This window comes from Acinetobacter genomosp. 15BJ, assembly GCF_000400715.1.
Taxonomy (GTDB): Bacteria; Pseudomonadota; Gammaproteobacteria; order Pseudomonadales; family Moraxellaceae; genus Acinetobacter.
In genome coordinates, this window is record NZ_KE007347.1 from 646,358 (window position 1) to 665,470 (window position 19,113).

9 protein-coding genes are annotated in these 19,113 nt (G+C 41.5%); 6 read left to right on the forward strand and 3 right to left on the reverse strand.

Going from position 1 to position 19,113, the window contains the following annotated elements; all coding sequences use genetic code 11:
* Positions 1-30: 30 nt before the first annotated feature.
* Positions 31-1,422 (reverse strand): GntP family permease, encoded by a 1,392-nt coding sequence (locus tag F896_RS10975; RefSeq protein WP_016163497.1) that lies wholly within the window; start codon positions 1,420-1,422, stop codon positions 31-33.
* A gap of 451 nt (positions 1,423-1,873) precedes the next feature.
* On the opposite strand from F896_RS10975, the gene F896_RS10970 reads away from it, so the two are divergent.
* From F896_RS10970 to F896_RS10955, 5 genes are all read left to right on the forward strand, one after another.
* Positions 1,874-3,580 (forward strand): ShlB/FhaC/HecB family hemolysin secretion/activation protein, encoded by a 1,707-nt coding sequence (locus F896_RS10970; RefSeq protein ID WP_016163498.1) that lies wholly within the window; start codon positions 1,874-1,876, stop codon positions 3,578-3,580.
* A 57-nt stretch (positions 3,581-3,637) separates the two neighbouring features.
* Positions 3,638-15,106 carry a two-partner secretion domain-containing protein gene (locus F896_RS0119805; protein ID WP_016163499.1) on the forward strand — a complete coding sequence of 3,823 codons (11,469 nt, stop codon included), beginning with the start codon at positions 3,638-3,640 and terminating at the stop codon, positions 15,104-15,106.
* An 8-nt stretch (positions 15,107-15,114) separates the two neighbouring features.
* A complete protein-coding gene (locus F896_RS10965) occupies positions 15,115-15,498 on the forward strand; it encodes a DUF5376 family protein (RefSeq protein WP_016163500.1) in 384 nt (127 codons plus the stop codon).
* A 197-nt stretch (positions 15,499-15,695) separates the two neighbouring features.
* Positions 15,696-16,067 (forward strand): hypothetical protein, encoded by a 372-nt coding sequence (locus F896_RS10960; RefSeq protein WP_016163501.1) that lies wholly within the window; start codon positions 15,696-15,698, stop codon positions 16,065-16,067.
* Between the two features lie 129 nt (positions 16,068-16,196).
* Positions 16,197-16,505: a hypothetical protein gene (locus tag F896_RS10955; protein ID WP_016163502.1), complete on the forward strand. Its 309-nt coding sequence runs from the start codon at positions 16,197-16,199 to the stop codon at positions 16,503-16,505.
* Here F896_RS10955 and F896_RS21145 read toward each other — a convergent pair.
* On the reverse strand, positions 16,487-16,720 hold the full coding sequence (locus F896_RS21145) for a hypothetical protein (protein ID WP_016163503.1): 234 nt from the start codon (positions 16,718-16,720) through the stop codon (positions 16,487-16,489). The genes F896_RS10955 and F896_RS21145 overlap by 19 nt on opposite strands.
* Positions 16,721-17,193: 473 nt before the next feature.
* Here F896_RS21145 and hppD point away from each other — a divergent pair, with 473 nt between their 5' ends.
* Positions 17,194-18,249 (forward strand): 4-hydroxyphenylpyruvate dioxygenase, encoded by a 1,056-nt coding sequence (gene hppD / locus F896_RS10945; RefSeq protein WP_016163504.1) that lies wholly within the window; start codon positions 17,194-17,196, stop codon positions 18,247-18,249.
* 68 nt (positions 18,250-18,317) lie between these two features.
* On the opposite strand, the gene F896_RS10940 is transcribed toward hppD, so the two are convergent.
* Positions 18,318-19,097, reverse strand: coding sequence for an IclR family transcriptional regulator (locus tag F896_RS10940; protein WP_016163505.1), 780 nt, complete (start codon positions 19,095-19,097; stop codon positions 18,318-18,320).
* Between the last annotated feature and the right edge of the window lie 16 nt (positions 19,098-19,113).

Genomic DNA, 19,113 nt, shown 5'->3' on the forward strand with positions numbered 1-19,113 from the left:
TCTCCGTATTAAAGTCAAAATTGATTGTTTTTAAAATGAACCGAATATTGTTCCCAGTGTGATCACACCGCTAAGCGCAATCAGTGGAATAATGACGGCGACAATGAACATGTCGTAATAAGATTGTTTATGGGTTAAACCACATAAGGTAATAATGGTAATGACAGCACCATTATGAGGAAGTGAATCCAGTGCACCAGAAGCCATAGAGGCAACTCGATGCATCAGTTCGAGTGAAATACCATGTTGAAAGGCCAAATCCTTATAGGTTTCTCCCATGGTATTCAGTGCAATGCTCAAACCACCTGAGGCAGAACCTGTGATTCCCGCCAATACATTAATCACGATGGCTTCTGAAATAAGCGGATTGTTGGGGGCAATGCCAACAAGAAAATCACGTAAGACAATAAAGCCTGCCAAAGAGGCAATGACTGAACCATAGCCTACTTCTGAGGCGGTATTAAAAATAGGGAGAAGGGATGAGGAAACACCCTGTTGGATTGAGTTTCTAATATCGACAATGGAATTCCAGTTAAGAACAATGATGCTTAAACAAGCCAGAACCAATGCACATATGATTGCCCATAATCCAATCACTGAATTGAGTGAAGTATTTCCAAATTGATCCGTTGCTAAATAGGCAGTGTCCAGCGAGGGTAAAATCAGTTTAGTAAGTACTAAGTTGCTCACAATCACGATGAAAATTGGAATAAACGAGACCATAAGACTGGGCTTGGCACTCGTTAGATTTTGCTCAAGATGACTTTCGAGATGGTTGCCATATCCTTCGAGACTGAAATCCGCTTTTTTAACTCGCCGATTGAGCCACCACATGCCTGTGATCAAGATAAAGATAGATGCTAAAACACCTAAACCTGATGCAGCATAGAGGTCGGTATCAAAAAAAGGCATCGGGATTGCATTTTGAATTGCGGGTGTGCCAGGTAATGCGGTCATGGTAAAGGTGAGCGCACCTAGCATAATTGCTGCTGGAATAAGGCGTTTAGGAATACCGAGCTCTTTAAATAATGCCGAGGCAATCGGAAAGACTGCAAAACCGACAACAAAAAGTGAAACGCCTCCATAAGTTAAAATTGCACAAGACAGAACAATAGAAAGCATCGCTCTGTGATGTCCGAGTTTTTCAACAAAAAAATTGGCAATGGTTTGTGCAGAGCCAGAATCTTCCATTAATTTTCCAAATACCGCACCTAGTAAAAATAGAGGGAAGTATTTGATGATATAACCGCCTAAACCTGTCATAAACACTTGGGAATAAAAGCCAAGTAGTTGATCGCTGAGACCGCTCCATGCGACAGCAAATAATGCCAGTAAGGGCGCAAGTACGATTACGCTAAATCCTTTATATGCTAAATACATCAACAATATTAAGGACAAGACTATTCCAATTAGTCCTACCATTTTATATACCTGTTCTTGTAGTTTTATATAATGATACGAAACGTATCATTATTAATGTATATAATTTAATCTAGTTGAAGTCAATAGTGGAAATCAGAGTGAACTTGAAAGGTGGTAATGCTTTTTTGTATTTGAAATTTTGATGCTATTTGGAAAGTTTTTTGGGTTCTAGAAATAACAATTATGTTTCTGAATAAAGGAGTGTAAGTATTTAATTAAAATATAATTTTTTAAATTAGTTTCAAAATCTAATAAATTAGCATTTCAGGAAAACGGAGTAGAATTTTCTAAAAAGCATTTATTGTTAAATTGATCACTCAAATGATAAAAAAAGAGATAAAAATCATTTTTTTATTTACAGCGCTTAACCAATTGGTAATAATCCAAATAAAATTTTTTACTATTTGTTTAATGTGAATCTAAAAAAATGAAAAAAAACCAAATATTCATTATGTTAAGTTTACTTGAAACATCAATTTATGCTGCTGAACGACCAACGGGTGTAGTCTTACAGCCCGATGCTACGCAGCGCCAGCAACAACGCGATGAAGCTTTACAGAAACAAATACAGCCTGAACCATCCGTTCAAACTGGATTGGAAAAGCAATTACAACACAAACCACAACTTCAGTTTTTGAAGTCCCACAGTGAAGACGTTTGTTTTGAAATCAAAAAATTTGTACTGATCGGTGAAGATGCTCGTCAGTTTACTTTTGCCATGCGTCCAGTAACGCAGGGTCAATATAATTTGATTGGGCGCTGTATTGGGGTGCAAGGGCTCAATCAAGCTTTGGATTTGATTCAGAACGATTTGATCAGCCATGGCTATGTTACGACGCGAATGTTATTGCCACAACAAAATATTGCTTCGGGCACAATTCAGCTTAAAGTGGTTGCAGGTAAGGTTGATCAAATTCAATTTGTTGAAGGCACTTCAAAACGTGCACATAAATTTAATGCATTACCGGTGAAATCAGGCGACATTCTCAATGTACGTAATATTGAACAGGGTTTAGAAAATTTTAAACGAGTGCCAACCGTTGAAGCTGATTTTAAAATTAAGCCTTCAGAGCAGCGTACTGAACCTGGTTATAGTGATTTAGAACTCGCTTGGCAACAATCCAAACCCTATCGCTTGCATTTGGGTATTGATGATGCAGGATCGGACTCAACGGGTAAATATCAAGGCACAGCAACATTGTCCTTAGATAATCTATTGACCGCAAATGACCTGTTCTATGGCAGTTATAATCACGACTTAGGTGGCGGTGACTCTGGTAAACGAGGTACAGATGGCTTCTACCTCAGTTATAGCATTCCCTATCAATACTGGTTATTGAACACCAGTTATAGCCAATCCAATTATAACCAGACGGTCGCTGGTGCGAACCAAAGTTATAATTATAGCGGTAAAAGTAAGTTGATTGGCGCTGATCTATCGCGTGTGCTGTACCGAGATGCCAAACGGAAGACTTCTGCGAGTGTCGGTGGTTGGTATCGTGAGTCGCAGAACTTTATCAATGATGTTGAAGTGGAAGTACAGCGTCGAAAAACCGCAGGCTGGAAAGCCAGCTTAGATCACAGTGAATATTTAGCCAATGCCACGCTGACAGGTAATCTCACCTATAAACGCGGTACAGGTGCATTTAGTGCGATGCGTGCACCAGAAGAACAATTTAACGAAGCATATACCCGTGTCGGTATTTTACAGGCCAATGCCAGTTTGCAAGTGCCATTTCAAGTCGGCCAGCAGAACTTACAATATTTAGCTGAGTGGCGCATGCAACACAGCAGCAAGGCACTGACACCGCAAGACCGCTTCTCGATTGGTAACCGTTACACAGTACGTGGTTTTGATGGTGAACAAACTTTAATGGCTGATAATGGCTTTTTGGTTCGCAATGAACTGAGTGGCTCAATTGCGAAACTTCCAATGCAGTGGTACAGCGGGATTGATTATGGTGAAGTGGGGGGAACAACTGCCTATCAACCCAACCCATTGGTCGGCACCAGTTTATTAGGTGCAGTGGTGGGCTTACGTGGACAGGTGTTTAAGTCAGTGAGCTACGACGCTTTTGTCGGTGCGCCGTTGAAAAAACCAGAATATTTTAAAACCGATGATTTTACTACAGGTTTCAGTGTGAACTGGATGTACTAGTCAGCACTTTTGGTTGTTTTTTAATTAATTAAATAAATAAAGATTGGGTATTTAGGTATGAATAAGAATCGATATCGCGTTATTTTTAGTCAGGCACGTGGGCTGTTTATTGCGGTTGCTGAAATTGTAAAAAGTCGAACCAAGACAGCTGGGCAAAGTGGCGCGGTGGCAACTGATGCGAGTATGCCATCCTCTGTTCATACTTATAAAAAATTGAATCCTCTGAATTTTGCCGTGATCAGCATGTTGGGCGCAGTGGTATATATCCTACCATTAAGCAGTATTGCCAATACCCAAATTATTACAGATCGTTCGGCGCCCAATAACCAACAGCCGCAAATTCTCAATTCTGCCAATGGTACGGTACAGGTCAATATCCAGACTCCGAGTGCAGGCGGGGTATCGCGTAATACCTATACGCAATTTGATGTTGGCCAAGAAGGCGCAATCCTGAATAATGCGCGTAATAATACCCAAACTCAAATTGGAGGATGGGTGCAAGGTAATGCTAACCTTGCTAGAGGTGAAGCTAAGGTTATTCTCAATGAGGTCAACAGTAGTAACCCAAGCCAGCTGAGGGGCTATCTTGAGGTTGCAGGCAAGTCGGCACAGGTGGTGATTGCCAATCCGTCAGGTTTGGTCTGTGATGGCTGTGGGGTGATCAATGCCGATCGCTTTACCTTAACTACGGGTCAAGCAGTAATGAATCAAGGCTATCTTGAGTCATTTCGGGTGCGTGAAGGACAAGTCACGATTGAGGGCAAAGGTCTAAATGGAAGTTTGACCCCATTTACCGATATCTATGCGCAGGCATTGAAGGTTAATGCCGGACTATATGCCAAAGAGCTCAATGTGGTATTGGGTCAAAATGATATTCAAGTCAAAGATCAAACCGCACCACAATACACACCAAATGCAAATGGTTCAGCAAGCAACTCGTCAGGCTTTGCACTGGATGTTGGGAAATTGGGCGGCATGTATGCAGGCAAGATTTTCTTGGTGGGGACTGAGCGTGGACTGGGAGTCCGCAATGCAGGTTCAATCAGCAGCACTGAATCAACGTTAAAGCTGAATGCCAACGGGGATCTGATCAACCAAGGCAATCTTGTTGCGGCTAAAGATCAAATAGAACTTAAAGCTAAGAGTATTGAAAACACAGGCAATATCAGTAGTACTCAAAATAAGATTCAGTTACAGGCCACGGACATTAAAAATGCGGGTCTGATTGCTAGTCAGGATGAAATCAAGCTAGATGCCCAAGGCAATATCAATAACAACCAAGGTGTGATCAATGCTGGACGATTGGAGTTAACGGCCAAAAACTTAAGTAATGAAAAGGGCCAAATTGAACAAGTCGGCGGGTCAAAGCTCAATATCACGGCCAAAACGCTGGACAACCAGCAAGGGCATATCGGCCGTGCGCTACAAGACAGTTCAAATGGTAGTAATGGTTCAGAAAATGGCAATACAGTTCCACCAACTGTTAAAAATCCAGGACAGAACAGTAGCGCGCAGGATGCCAGTACAGTTGAAGTCATTCAACCTAAAGACATCGTACCAAAGACTTTTGCTGATGGCGTAATTCTAGTAGAAAATCAACTGAATAACCAAAGCGGTAAAATCAGCAATAATAATGACACGGCTTTGAAGGTTGCTGACAAGATTAATAATACGGGAGGGGAACTACAACTGCCTGAATTGAAATTTACGGGGCAGGTGTTTGAAAACCAAGGGGGTAAGCTCTCCGCCAACCAGATTGATATTCAGTCTACCAATGTCAATAACCAGAAAGGACAATTAAATGCCAGCCAAGCTTTGGAGATTCGTTCGCAGGAGTTAAATAACCAAGCGGGCAGCATTCAGAGTGAACAGGCGCTGAAGATTGACAGCAAAAATATTAATAACCAAGAAGGTAAATTACTTGCGGTGAACAATATCGACTTGCAAGCTGAGCAGTTGAATAACCAGAAAGGAGTGATTGCCTCGACCAAGCAAGATGTTGCAATCAAAGCAGATCAACTCGATAACAGCGCAGGTCAAATTTTAGGGCAACAGTTAACTATTGAATCGCAACAGATCAATAACCAAAGTGGCTCGCTTCAAAGTCAAAAAGATTTAAACCTCAACGCCTCACAGATTGACAACGGCAGTCGTAAGGATACGGCAGGCAATATCATTGCCGCTAAAAATCTGAAAATTCAAAGCCAGCAATTGCAAAATACAGGACAAATCTATGCGGGTGACTCGGCGCAACTGAAGGTCAGCCAATTACAACAACATGGCCAGCTTGCGGCACAGAATCAAGTTAAAGTTCAAGCCGAGCAGATCCAGAGCAATGCAGACAGTGTTTGGGCAGCAGGGTTAAGCCCAGATGGCAAGCTGAATAATGATGCTGCAACACTGGAGATTAGCGCAGAGCAGGCGCAGATTGCAGGCAAGCTTTTGGCGGGTACCCAAGTGAGTATCAATGCGAGTAGCCGTGCCGACCTGAATGGTAGTGAAGTTCAAGCCAAGAATATCAAGGTTGAGACAAGCGAGTTAACAACCCGTCAGGCGAAGTTACTTGCAGAACAGCAACTCAGCTTAAAGGCAACCGACAGCATTGACAATCATGACGGTCAATACAGTGCAGTTGATATTCAGCTCAATACCTCAAACCTCAACAACAATAAAGGCCTGATTCAGCATACAGGCAAGAACGATTTGGTTTTAGATATTGCTCAAAAGATTGATAATGATGCTGGGCAAATCATCAGCAATGCAGCAAACACAACAATTAAAACCCAAAATCTGAGTTCGGTTGCAGGCGCGATCCTGCATGCAGGAGATCAGCAAATCAAGATCACGGCACAAGATCTACACGCGCAGGATGGCAAGATCCAAAGCAATGGCAATATGCAACTTGAATTAGGTTCGGCCAATCTTGATCGTGCGACTACCTCTGCCAAAAATATTGAATTACGTGCCGACAGTTTGAGCCATCAAAAAGGGCAAATGCTACAAAGCGCCGAAGATGGCAGTTTACAGCTCACGGTGAACAAAGAACTCAATAATCGTGAAGGCGAGATCAGTGCGGCTGGTAACAGCAGCATCAAGGTACACAGCTTGAATAATCAGTCTGGTAAAGTGCTGAGTAATGGGTCTGTGGCTTTGAGTGTGACCGATCTCAATAATGAGCAAGGCACACTGTATAGCAAAGATCAGTTGGGCTTAAATGCTTCGGGACAAGTCAATAACCAATCTGGTCTGATCATTGCCAAGCAAGCCGAAATTAAGGCGCAAGCACTGGATAACAGTTCGGGGCGGATTCGTGCGGAACAAGGCGCATTGGGTTTAACGGTTCAGCAACAACTACAAAACCAAGCTGGAGAAATTTACGCGGCTGATACGATCCACCTCAAAGCGCAACAGTTCGGCAATCAAAAAGGTCTGATTCAGAGTAAAAACAACATCAACCTAACGGCAGACCGTGTAGATAACCAGTCTGGCACGATCTATGCCGCAACCGACATGACGGTACTGACACAGGCTGAATTGAATAATCAGCAAGGGATTCTGGCGGCAAAAAATCAGTTGGATATTCGTAGCGGTACACTGAATAACCAGTCTGGTATTATCCGTGCCGAACAAGGTGATACTCAGCTTCAAGCACAAGGACACGTACAGAATAACAGTGGTGAAATCTCAGCGGCGAAAACGCTAAATGTGGTGGCGCAAGGCTTAGATAACCAAGCTGGGCAAATGTTGGCACAAGAACAATTGCATGTAGATACCCAACAACAAAATTTAGAAAATGCCAATGGACGTATTCTGTCGCAACAAGTCGATTTGAAAACTGGGGCATTGAATAACAAGGCGGGTTTGATTCAGGCGGAAAGCACCCTGCAAATTGATACACAAAATCATGATTTGATCAATCAGGATTCAGGCGACAAAGGCGGAATTCTCAGTCAGGGCACATTACAGCTCAACAATATTCAGCAGTTGCATAACCAACGTGGTTTAATTGCGTCTGCGGGCAAGACCACGATACAGGCGCAACAGTTCGAAAATCAGTCTGGGCAAGTGAGCAGTCAGACCGATCTGCTGATTGAACAGAAAAATTCGGCTGGGGTGTTGAACAACCAAGGTCAGATACAGGCATTGAAAAATGTGCAAATCAATGTGGATCAGGTCAATAACAGTGGCAGTGCAAGCCATATTGTGGCGGGAGATCAGTTAGCAATACAGGCACAACGTATTGATAACCGCGATAACAATGTCAAAGATGTGATTGGTGGTCTCGATGCGAAAAATATTCAGTTAAATGCCCAAGAACTGAATAACCAAGTGGGTGCCATCCGTGCCAGTGACACTGCAAATTTAACTATTCAAAGCCAATTAAACAACCAGCAAGGCAGTATTTCCAGTCTTGGTCAACTCAATATCGGCCAAGCTGAGCAAAGCCTGAATATTGATAATACTGCGGGTGAGTTATTGGCACAGCAACAACTGAACATTCAGGCCAATGAACTGATTAACCAAGGTAAAATCATCAGTCTGGGCGATGCCGAGATCAGTTTGAAGCAAAATTACACCCAACATAAAGACAGCGAGCTGAAAGCCAATGGCAGTATGAAACTCAGCAGCGAAAAAGACATTATTAACCAGTCTGAAATCAGTGCAGGCAAGCAACTGCATCTGAATGCACAGAATATCCTGAATCAAAAAGACGCAAGCATCAACAGCGCCGAAATGCATCTTATCGCGCAGAATAAAGTCCATAACCAAGGATTGATCAATGCTGGACTGACGCATATTCAAGCACAGCAGCTTCATAATGATGGGGCACGGATTTATGGTGACCATGTTGCGATACAGGCACAAACACTCGATAACAAGAGTAACCTTGACGGTGTAGGCGCCGTGATTGCTTCACGTGGTGATATGCACCTCGGGATCGGCACACTGAATAATCAGGCTGGCGGTGCGGTCAATGCTGTTTCCAAAGACAATGCTTGGATTCTGAGCATGGGACAGCTCAAAATAGGCGGTTCACTGGATGACAAGTATCAGGCACAAGGCACAGCCGACCTGATCAATAACCGTAGCGCAACGATCGAATCTCAAGGGGATATGCAGCTTGACGCCAAACGCATTGAAAACATCAATGAAAACTTTGAGGTGAAGGATGCTGCGATTTTAGAGTCATCGGTCAAGGTTCATGGTTATGAGGATAACCGCCATCCGGGGATTGATGTTTCAGAGGATATTGTTGAATTCCAGAAACAAGGTAACTTTTTGTGGATGTTACTCAAAGATGGTCGTCGTTTAAGAACCTATAACATCTTTGAATACGATAAAGAAACTTATGTGCCAGAAGTGATCAGCAGTACCCCAGGGCAGATTATCAGTGGCGGCAATATGTTGATCAATGCGGAGCATGTGCTGAATGATCAGAGTCAGATTTTGGCGGCCAAAACCTTAACGGTTGAAGGTACAAGTATTGAGAATAAAGCATACACCGCCAATAAAACCACCAAGTTTAAGAATCCAATAAGATGGTTCTATGATTCGGGAAGAAAGACCCAAATCGGATTTAACCCTGCGGATGAAACAGAACCTTTTGTACTGAGTGGTCTTTATGGTGGGGATCAGGTCATTGGTACGCCGACCCACCAAATCAAAGCAGTAGAGCTAACACAAGCTGAGACAGATATTCAGGCTTCGCAGCAAGCTGGGAAAGTTGAACTACAACAGCAGCAAACTGAACAAAAGCAGATTGATGCTAAATCTGGCCAGCCTGTTAATCAGGACAACCAGAACGGTTCAAACAATGTTGATGCCGCCAAACAACTGGATGCATCGCAACAGAACCTAGGGCAGACCGATACTTCAACAGGCTATGAAGTCCGTACAGTTCAGCAGAAAAGCATTCGCTTGCCGAGTAATGCATTATTTATCCAGACCAAAGACAGTCAGGCAGGCTTTTTGGTAGAAACTGATCCAGCCTTTAGCAATTACAAAAAATGGCTGTCATCAGACCATATGTTGAATGCACTTGGCCTTGACCCTGCGAAACAACAAAAACGTCTGGGCGATGGTTATTATGAGCAGCGTCTAGTACAAGATCAGATTGCGCAATTGACGGGTCGCCGTTTCTTGTCAGGCTATGGCAATGATGAAGAGCAATACAAAGCCTTGATGAACAATGGCCTTACCTTTGCCAAGCAGTTTAATCTTACACCGGGTATTGCCCTGACCTCAGCCCAGATCGCGCAACTGACCAGTGATATTGTCTGGCTGGAAGAAAAAACCATTCTTTTGCCAGATGGCAGCACGACTAAAGCGTTGGTTCCGCAGGTCTATGTCAAATCTCAGGTGGGTGATTTAAAAGGTGACGGAACTTTAATTGCCGCAGAGCAAGTGCAGTTGGATATGCAAGGTGACGTGCTGAACAGTGCCACCATTGCAGGCCGTGAAGCTCTGAAGATCAATGCCAATAGTATCAATCAACTGAATGGGCGTTTAGAAGCGAACCGTATTGGGATCAGTACCAAACAAGACCTGAACAATATTGGCAGCCAGATTGTTGCTAAAGATGCGCTCAGCATGGATATTGGCGGCAACTTTAATCATAGCAGTACCCTGACCAGTAACAGCAATAAAGCAGGTCAAAATGAGTTTGGCTTTACCAAGATTGATCGTAAAGCGGGTATTTATGTTGGCAATGGTCAGAATACCGATGCGTTGCAAAATACACTGAATATCCGTGTGGGGGGAAATACCAGCCTAAAAGCTGCTGATATGATCAACAGTAATGGTTCAAGTGTGATTCAAACACAGGGCAATGTCTCACTGGACACGCTGCAAACTGAACGTGTTACCAATAGCTATACCAATAAAAAGAATTTTGATTTTGGTACGCAAAAACAGGATGTGGGTAATCAGATTCAATCGAAAGGTGATTTGACGCTAACTGGGAAGAATATTGATATTACAGGTTCGCGACTCAGTAGTGAGCAAGGCAAGACTTTAGTCAGCGCCAGTGAAGATTTAACCATCAAAGAAGGTCGTAAGAGCAGCAGTTATGAGCATGCCGATGAAACCAAAAAGAAAGGCTTTTTAAGTAAAAAGACCACACAAAATTATATTAAAGATGTTTCAAATGAAGCTGTTGCAAGTACTGTAGATGGAAAGCAAGTCATTCTTGATGCCAAGAATATCAAGATTCAAGGCAGTGAAGTGGTATCGGATGAGTTGACTCAAATTCAAGCCAAAGAAAATATTGAAATCAAGGCAGCAGATAACTCCTACTTGAATATACATAATACACAGACTAAAAAATCAGGATTGAGCGGTAGCCTGTCAGGTGGAGTTGCCAGCATTGGCTATGGTAAATCGAGCCTAAATACACAGCAGAACAATCAATCAACAGGCATAATCCAAAGCGTTATTGGAAGCATTAAAGGCGATACCAATATTATTGCTGCTCAAGATTTAACAGCCGAAGCTGCAATCATTCAATCTGGAAAAGACATTAATCTGGTCGGTGAGAATGTGAATCTTAATGCTGCATCTATCCGTACTGAAAATAAAAGTGCCAGCCAGTCCAAGCAATCGGGTATTTCGGTTGGTGTGACCTATTCACCACTTGAAGCAGCAAGATCAAGTTATAAAGAAAGTACTGCGAATAACCAATTCTCGAACAGCGCTGTTGGACAAGTAATGGCTCAAGGTGAGGCTGTACGAAAAGCTGTTATGGCAGCAGCAACTCCTATTGTTGTATCTGGCGGTAAACAGCGAACACAGCAATCTTCTAATTATTCATCCACACAGGTTGTAGTGACTGAGGTTGCTGCAAAAGGCAATTTAAATATTATTGCCAAAGCTGGTGATATTAATAGCCAAGGTGCAAAAATTTCAGCGGAAGGTGATGCTCTTTTACATGCGCGAGATGATATTCTTTTAGGCACAACTCAACAACAGCAAACTCAATCTGCAAATAGTCAACGTAGTGGTATCAGTATTGATAATCGCGAATGGACTGCTCCAGCAGGCACATATAAGGATAAAAATAAGGGCAATGGAAACATTGTTCAATCTCTGGGGACACAAGTTTCTGTAGGGGGGAAATCGACCCTGCAAACAGAAAAAGGTGATATTAATATTATTGGTAGTACCGTGGTATCACAAGGCGATAACACGATTAATGCTGCTCGAGATATTAATATTCAGTCGAGTCAGAATAGTCAAAGCCAACAAGAATCACAGAGCAGTAAAGGGATTGGGAATGCACAAATCTCGGATACAGAAAAGTTCTATGGTTACATGAAAAGTCAAAATAACAGTCAGAGTCAGGCTGTTGAGCAGCAACGCAGTCAGGTCGGTAGCCTAGATGGCAATGTCAATATTCAGGCTGGAAATAAATATACCCAACAAGTGGCGGATGTACTCGCAGGTAAAGATATCAATATTAAAGCCAAAGATATTGCGATCTTGGAAGATAAAAATACTGGCCACTCAAGTCAATCTTCTAAAGACTTGAAAGTTGGACAATTCAGTCGCGTCAGTTCACCCATCCTTGATGTGATTAATGCTGGTGATCAAGCAATCAATAGTAAGGCAGATCAGCGTACCCAAGCTTTACAGGGTGCAGCAGCAGTTGCCCAAGGTTACCAGAGCTATAGTGACTTACAAGGTGGTGCCATTGCCAAAGCTGAAACAGGCATTGGTTTTAAAACCAGTAAGAGTGAACAAAATAGCCAATATGCCAATTCACAACAAAATCTTTTGAATGCTGGTGGCAATATCAACCTCACCAGTACCGAAGGTAATATTCATCTACAAAATACGCAGGTTAAAGCCAAAGATACGATTAATTTAGATTCCGCACAGCATATTTTACTTGAGTCTGGACAAAGTCAGCAAAAGGCAGAGGGTAAAAACAGCAATGCAGGGCTCAGTGTGGGTGTTGGTGCATCTGTTGGCGCACAAACGGGTGTGTATATTTATGGCGAAGCGGGTTATGGCAAAGGCAGTAATCATAGCGATAATAACATTCATAGCCAGACGAGCTTAGATGCCAATAAGGTCAGTATCAAGAGCAAGGGTGATACCACTTTGAATGGTGCACAGGCAACGGCAAACCGAATTGATGCTGATGTTGGTGGAAAGCTAAGTATCCAAAGTCAGCAAGATCGTATCGAGCAAGACATTAAACAAACTGGAGCAGGTGCTCGGGTACAGGCATCTTTAGGTACTGCATGGCAGGCATCTGGCAACTATAACAACAGTAAGGCACAAAGTTCTTCAAATAGTGTTAACCAGCAATCAGGTTTGTTTGCTGGAGATGGTGGTTACCATGTCAAAGCAGATCAAGTTGATCTCAAAGGTGGTGCAATTGTTTCAACAGCAAGCAAAGACAACAATAACCTGACTGCCAACAGCCTGACCTTTAGCGATATTAAAAACCAAAGTCAGTATGATGCGAAAAGTATCAGTTTATCTGGTGGAACAAGCTCTGCGAAAGATGGCAAAGCTGCGAATCCAACCAATAATGAGAATTGGCGTAACAGTACCAGCTTTAGCCCAAGTCTCCCACAGCATGAGTCGGACAAGGACAGCAGTGTAACCCGAGCTACATTAAGCGAAGGAAATATCAGTATTGGTGGTAAAAAAACCACGACGACAGAGTTGGGTATCCATAATGATGTCAATACTGCACACCGTACGGTAGAGACTCTGCCAAACTTGCAAGAGATATTGGACAAGCAAAAGACAGTAGCCGATGCGACCTCGACTATTGCGGCAGCAACACGTACTTATAACCAAAACCAGCAAAAACAGGCAGAGGCTGAAAAAGCAGCGCATAAACAACAAGTGCTGTCACAAATCGGGCAGAGCAGTGAGGCACTGGAATACTACCAAAATCTTGATCCAGTTAAACAGGAAGAATATTTACGTCAATATTCCCCTGAATACGCTAAAGCGAGTCAATCCAATCAAGATTGGGGCATGGGCGGTAATAAGAGTCGAGCGGTGAATGCGGTCACGATGGCAGTGACAGGTGCATTGGGTGGACAAACGGATATGCAGGTTGTAGCGAATACACTTGCACCTTATGTTGCACAGGGAATCGGGCAGCAGTTTGGACATGGTGAAGACAAGAACAAAGCGGCTCAACTGGTCAGCCATGCGATTTTAGGTGCAACGCTTGCTTATGTGAATGGGGGAAATCCAGCAGCAGGCGGCAGTGCAGCGGTTGCAAGTGAAGCAGCAGCAGACTATTTAACAAACCAGTATAAGGATAATCCTGCTTATCAAAATGAGAAGGGCGAATTTATACCAAATCTGTTATCCGAAGATGTGAAGACACAAATTCGAGATTTGACTGCAGCCATTGGAGCAGTGGTTGGGGGAACAGTTGGAGATTCGGCATTTGAAGCGCAGATCTCTGGTGTGGTTGCTCAGAATACAGTGGAAAATAATAAAACCTCTGTTAAACAGGATATTAAACATGCTTTAACCTGTTGGGGAGCGGAATGCCGTCAGCAATATAAAGACTTAGATGTCGCGCAGAAAGCAGCCTATCAGAAAGGTAAGGATCAAGCGGTCACTAAGTTTGTTAATGATTTGAAGAATTTACCTAATGTACCAAAAGAGCTTTATGATGCTCTGAAGAATGATCCACGAGGTACAGCGAAGGCAATCTATGAAGGGGTAAAACAAATCCCAGCCGACATCATAGACACAGGCAAAACAATAGCTACTGTCAATACAGTAGGTGATACTCCAGCCGAATTTGAAAAATTGGGTGAAGCTGATATGGCACTTTCACTTAATGCCTTAACAGGCTTGATAAGTGCGGGATCAGTTACAGTAGTGAAGAAAGGTGGAAAGGTTGTTATTGAAGCTGCAAAAAAAGTTAAGTTGAAAGCAGATTTTGATCAGAATTTGAATGTTCAGGTGAATGGTATATCTGGAAATAGAGCGGTATCTGATTCCAATACTTCTATAATTGATGAGGAAAAAGCTGCTTTAGAGCGAATAAAGACGAATGCTAAAGGAGTAGATTTATCAATTAAACAAAATGATACCGTTATTAATCAGCAGGCAAGTAAGCGAGTTGGTCAAGTAACAGCTCCAATTGATTTTGATGGGCATATTTTAAATGCAGAAATTAAGAAAAATGGTAATGTTGTTGGTGGACACTCTACTGCTAGTGGTAATATTAAAATTCTACAACCTATAGGGAAACCTGATAAAAATGGAGTATATGAGGCTAAGATAGCTGTTGCTGATCCTAATAAAAATGGACAGTATTTGCCTAAAACAAATAATCAAGGAAGGTCTACAATGTTTCCTGAGTCTTGGACTACTGATAGATTAAAAGTAGAAGTTGATGGTGCATATAAAAGTAGGATTCAGCATCCAGATCCTCAAAAGGCAGCAAAAGGTATGTGGTATGGACGAACTCCATCAGGAGTTGCTGTTGAAGGTTACACGCAGCCCAATACAACTGTTTATCCGTTATATGGTAAATGAGGTTTAATATGAGTTTAATATTTTATTATATAAAATACCCTGAATTAATAGATTTAATTGCTACAATAAAATCTGATGGTTTCGGAGGAGAGGAGGAGGAAATTATTGCTTCCTATTTGATTGATAACGGTGGTTCATCATTGGAGTCATATATTGACTTACTAGAAGAAAATGTTTTTAAATTGGAAAGTTTATCAATTATTAATGCCGATATTAGTAGTAATTCTTATGGGGCTGAAATTTTTGGTAATATAGTAAAAATTTATTGTTTTTATGATGAAGAGAAAGAGTATGAAGTTAATAGGTTAGATTTATTAAAAATAACGAGGGGTTGGCTGGATTTTGTACAAAAGAAACCTATTGAAAATTATAAAGAAAAACATTATTTATAAAATTTTGATTAATATAAGAAATATTTGATTATGTGGGTGGTTTTAAACCTGACTTTAGTAATATAGGTAAACGTGATATTCGCCAAACAAATTTAGGTAAATTAGGAGATGAGGGGGATGTAGGTGGGCATGCCAAAGCCTGTTCTTTAGGAGGGACATGTGATCGAGAGGCAATTGTTCCAAGGAATTATAAATAAATGTTAAATTTAAATTTAGATTTACCTAATAATATCTATTCAGAAATGATATTAGATTGTGAAAATATTCCTTGTTTAGTTAGAATAAGTGATACTTTTATGATTGATTTTTTTGAAACTGTACCTAATGTGTCTGGACAGGTTCTAGAGTGGTCATGGCATGATCTAAATCATAGAGTGCCTGCGGGAACAGGAGGGGAATATTTGTATTATAAGAGAAGTTTAATCACACTAAATCAGATTGCTGAAAAGAAGTTCGCTATTGTTGCATTGAGCATGTTCGTGAATGGTGTTGGATGGTGTTCTGTCATAGAAAATGGTGAATATGCGAATCCAAATTCTAGTTTATGGGATGTTGATCCAGATGAATAAACATGTAAGAAGAAAGAAAATCAATTCATTATAGACAAATAATAGCAAAGTTTGAGCTTAAGTGAGCAAGAGTAAACTTATTTAAATTGTATTAGCTCAAACCTGATCTAACAGTTACTGATATTTGATATGGCAGTGACAGGTGTATTGGGTGGACAAACGGATATGCAGGTTGTAGCAAATACACTTGCGCCTTATGTTGCACATGGAATCGGGCAGCAGTTTGGACATGGTGAAGACAAGAACAAAGCGGCTCAACTGGTCAGCCATGCGATTTTAGGTGCAGCGGTTGCCGCGACAGGTGGTAATAATGCCTTGAGTGCGGGTATTGCAGCATGTGGTTCTGAGGCCGCAGCGCCGCTACTTGTCGAGTATTTGTATGGTAAGAAAGCCAAAGATTTGACTGCAAGCCAGAAAAATTACTCTAGCTCAAGCTGATAGTCATCTTTGGTGACTTTAATTTTAATCTTTTTATACTTTCTTTTATTGGGATTCAAAGCCGAATCAGTGACCTCAGTAGCAAAACTCGAATTTCCCATTAAGTCATAATAGGCTTTATAACCAATCAAGATCTTTTGCGGTCTACCACTATGCTCATGGCTATAGTTTTCAATCAATTGGGTTAACTGTTCGAAGATCAGAGTATGTGTCATTTCTAAATAGTCTCTTTAGCCCTTGTAGATCACATGTTTAAGCTAATCGAAATTTGTTAAGGAAATAAGACAGGCAGTCTATTCACAATACATTTATTCGTATCAGCTTGAGACCATGGTCTGATTTAGAGATACCGCCAATTATTCTTTAATAGCGACCCTTATTGGCAGAGCCAAGTAGCAATAAAATTACACATAACATAATTTAATTATGTATTGCATAAATTTAGACTTTCTTGTAGCATGAATTTATAGCTGAGAGCCAAGATCAAGAATCATGATTTCTTCATTTGGCTGACTTATGGACGGAAAGGGCTTTAACACGGATGCTTTTACATACTTATAAAAACACCTGTCGCCTTTTCTGATAACGCATGTATAGGTTGATGCTTTTAGATAGCGATTAAGCAATTGAAGAATAAGGCCTATACAGAGTATTAAACGGATGAATTTATCTAAATAAGGGAAACTAGATGGACATTTTAGATAACCCATTAGAACTATGTGGTTTTGCTTTTATTGAATTTGTTTCGACGGAAAATGGATTAGATCAGATCTTTGAGACCATCGGTTTTTCTAAAGTCGCAAAGCATAAGTCTAAAAAAGTTTATTTATGGCGTCAGGGTAATATCAACATTATCTTGAACTACCAGCCTGAATCTTATGCTTCATTCTTCTTTAAAGAACATGGTCCTTCAGCATGTGCAATGGGTTTCAGAACCCGCGATGCAGCTAAAGCATTTACCAAGGCAGTGGAGCTTGGCGCAGAGCCAATGTATTCACAAGCTGGGCCAATGGAATTAAACATTCCTGCGATCAAGGGTATTGGTGGTATGCCAATTTTCCTTGTGGATCGTGATATCTATGAAAATGACTTCGTTTTCTTTGATGATGCAGATAGAAATCCAAAAGGTGCAGGTCTGAATGAAATCGACCATTTAACTCATAACGTCTATAAAGGACGTATGGAGTATTGGGCGAACTTCTACGAAAAAATCTTTAACTTCCAAGAAATCCGCTACTTTGACATCAAAGGCGAATACACAGGTTTAACCTCTAAAGCCTTGACTGCACCAGATGGCATGATTCGTATTCCATTGAATGAAGATTCAGACAAGGGCAATGGTCAAATTGCAGAGTTCTTGGCAGATTTCAATGGTGAAGGCATTCAGCATATCGCGTTTATTACCGATGACTTGCTTTCAACATGGGACAAGTTAAAAGGGATTGGCATGCAGTTTATGACAGCACCGCCTGAAACCTATTATGAAATGTTGAAAGAGCGTTTACCTAATCATGGTGAGCCAACGGAAGAATTGCAAAAACGCGGTATCTTGTTGGACGGCAATACCAAAGATGGTCAGAAAAAACTGTTGTTGCAGATTTTCTCGCAAAACATGCTTGGGCCTGTATTCTTTGAATTTATTCAACGTAAAGATGATGATGGTTTTGGTGAAGGGAACTTCAAGGCATTGTTTGAATCAATTGAACGTGACCAGATCCGCCGTGGTGTACTAGAAGCAAAATAATTCAGCTTAAAGCTTGAAATAAAAAAGCCAAGAAGTTCGCTTCTTGGCTTTTTTATATGGATGAAACATTAACGGGTTTGAATATATTGATTGATTGCTGCAACTTCACGTTTAAACAGTTCTAAGTTTTCGCTGCCTTCATGAACCGAGAAAAACATTTCACTGTCCAATGCCACAATACAAAACTCCATTGAATGATGCGCATTAAAGATCGGTAGACCCACGGCATTAATCCCGACCAGAAGATCACCTTGTGCAATCGACATACCGTGTTGCAGGACGTTTTCTTTGAGTAATAGAAACTCATCCCAATCTGTGGGTTTAATCGGGTAATGGTTATGTGCTGCTTTTTCCCATTCCGCTTGCATGAGTGGTTTGATCATTGCTTCGGGCATATAAGAAGCGAACACACGACCCGCTGCGGAATTGACCAACGGCATGATTGAACCGACTTTAGTCACAATCGAAATCGGATGGTTGGATTCAATCGATTGAACCACTAAAGGTCCTTTAGGCGACCATTTGCTGATTTGAATACCACAGCCAATCTTGTTTTGTAATTCATAAATTAGGTGCTGAACCAGCTGTAATACATCGGTATGTTGGATACAGTTCAGGCCTAAACGCCATGCTTGATCACCTAAAGCATACTGGCCATCGGTGAGTTGCTTGGCGTAATTCATGCGAATCAGACTGACCAGATAGCGGTGTACCTTGGCTGGGTGCATATCCAGCTTGCTGGATAGATCTTTTAATATAATGGGCTTGTTATGTTCTAAAAGGGCATTCAGTACGGCTAAACCGACCTCAAGTGATTGAACCCCACCAGATAACTTTTCTTCAATCATTCAATAACCCTTAAGC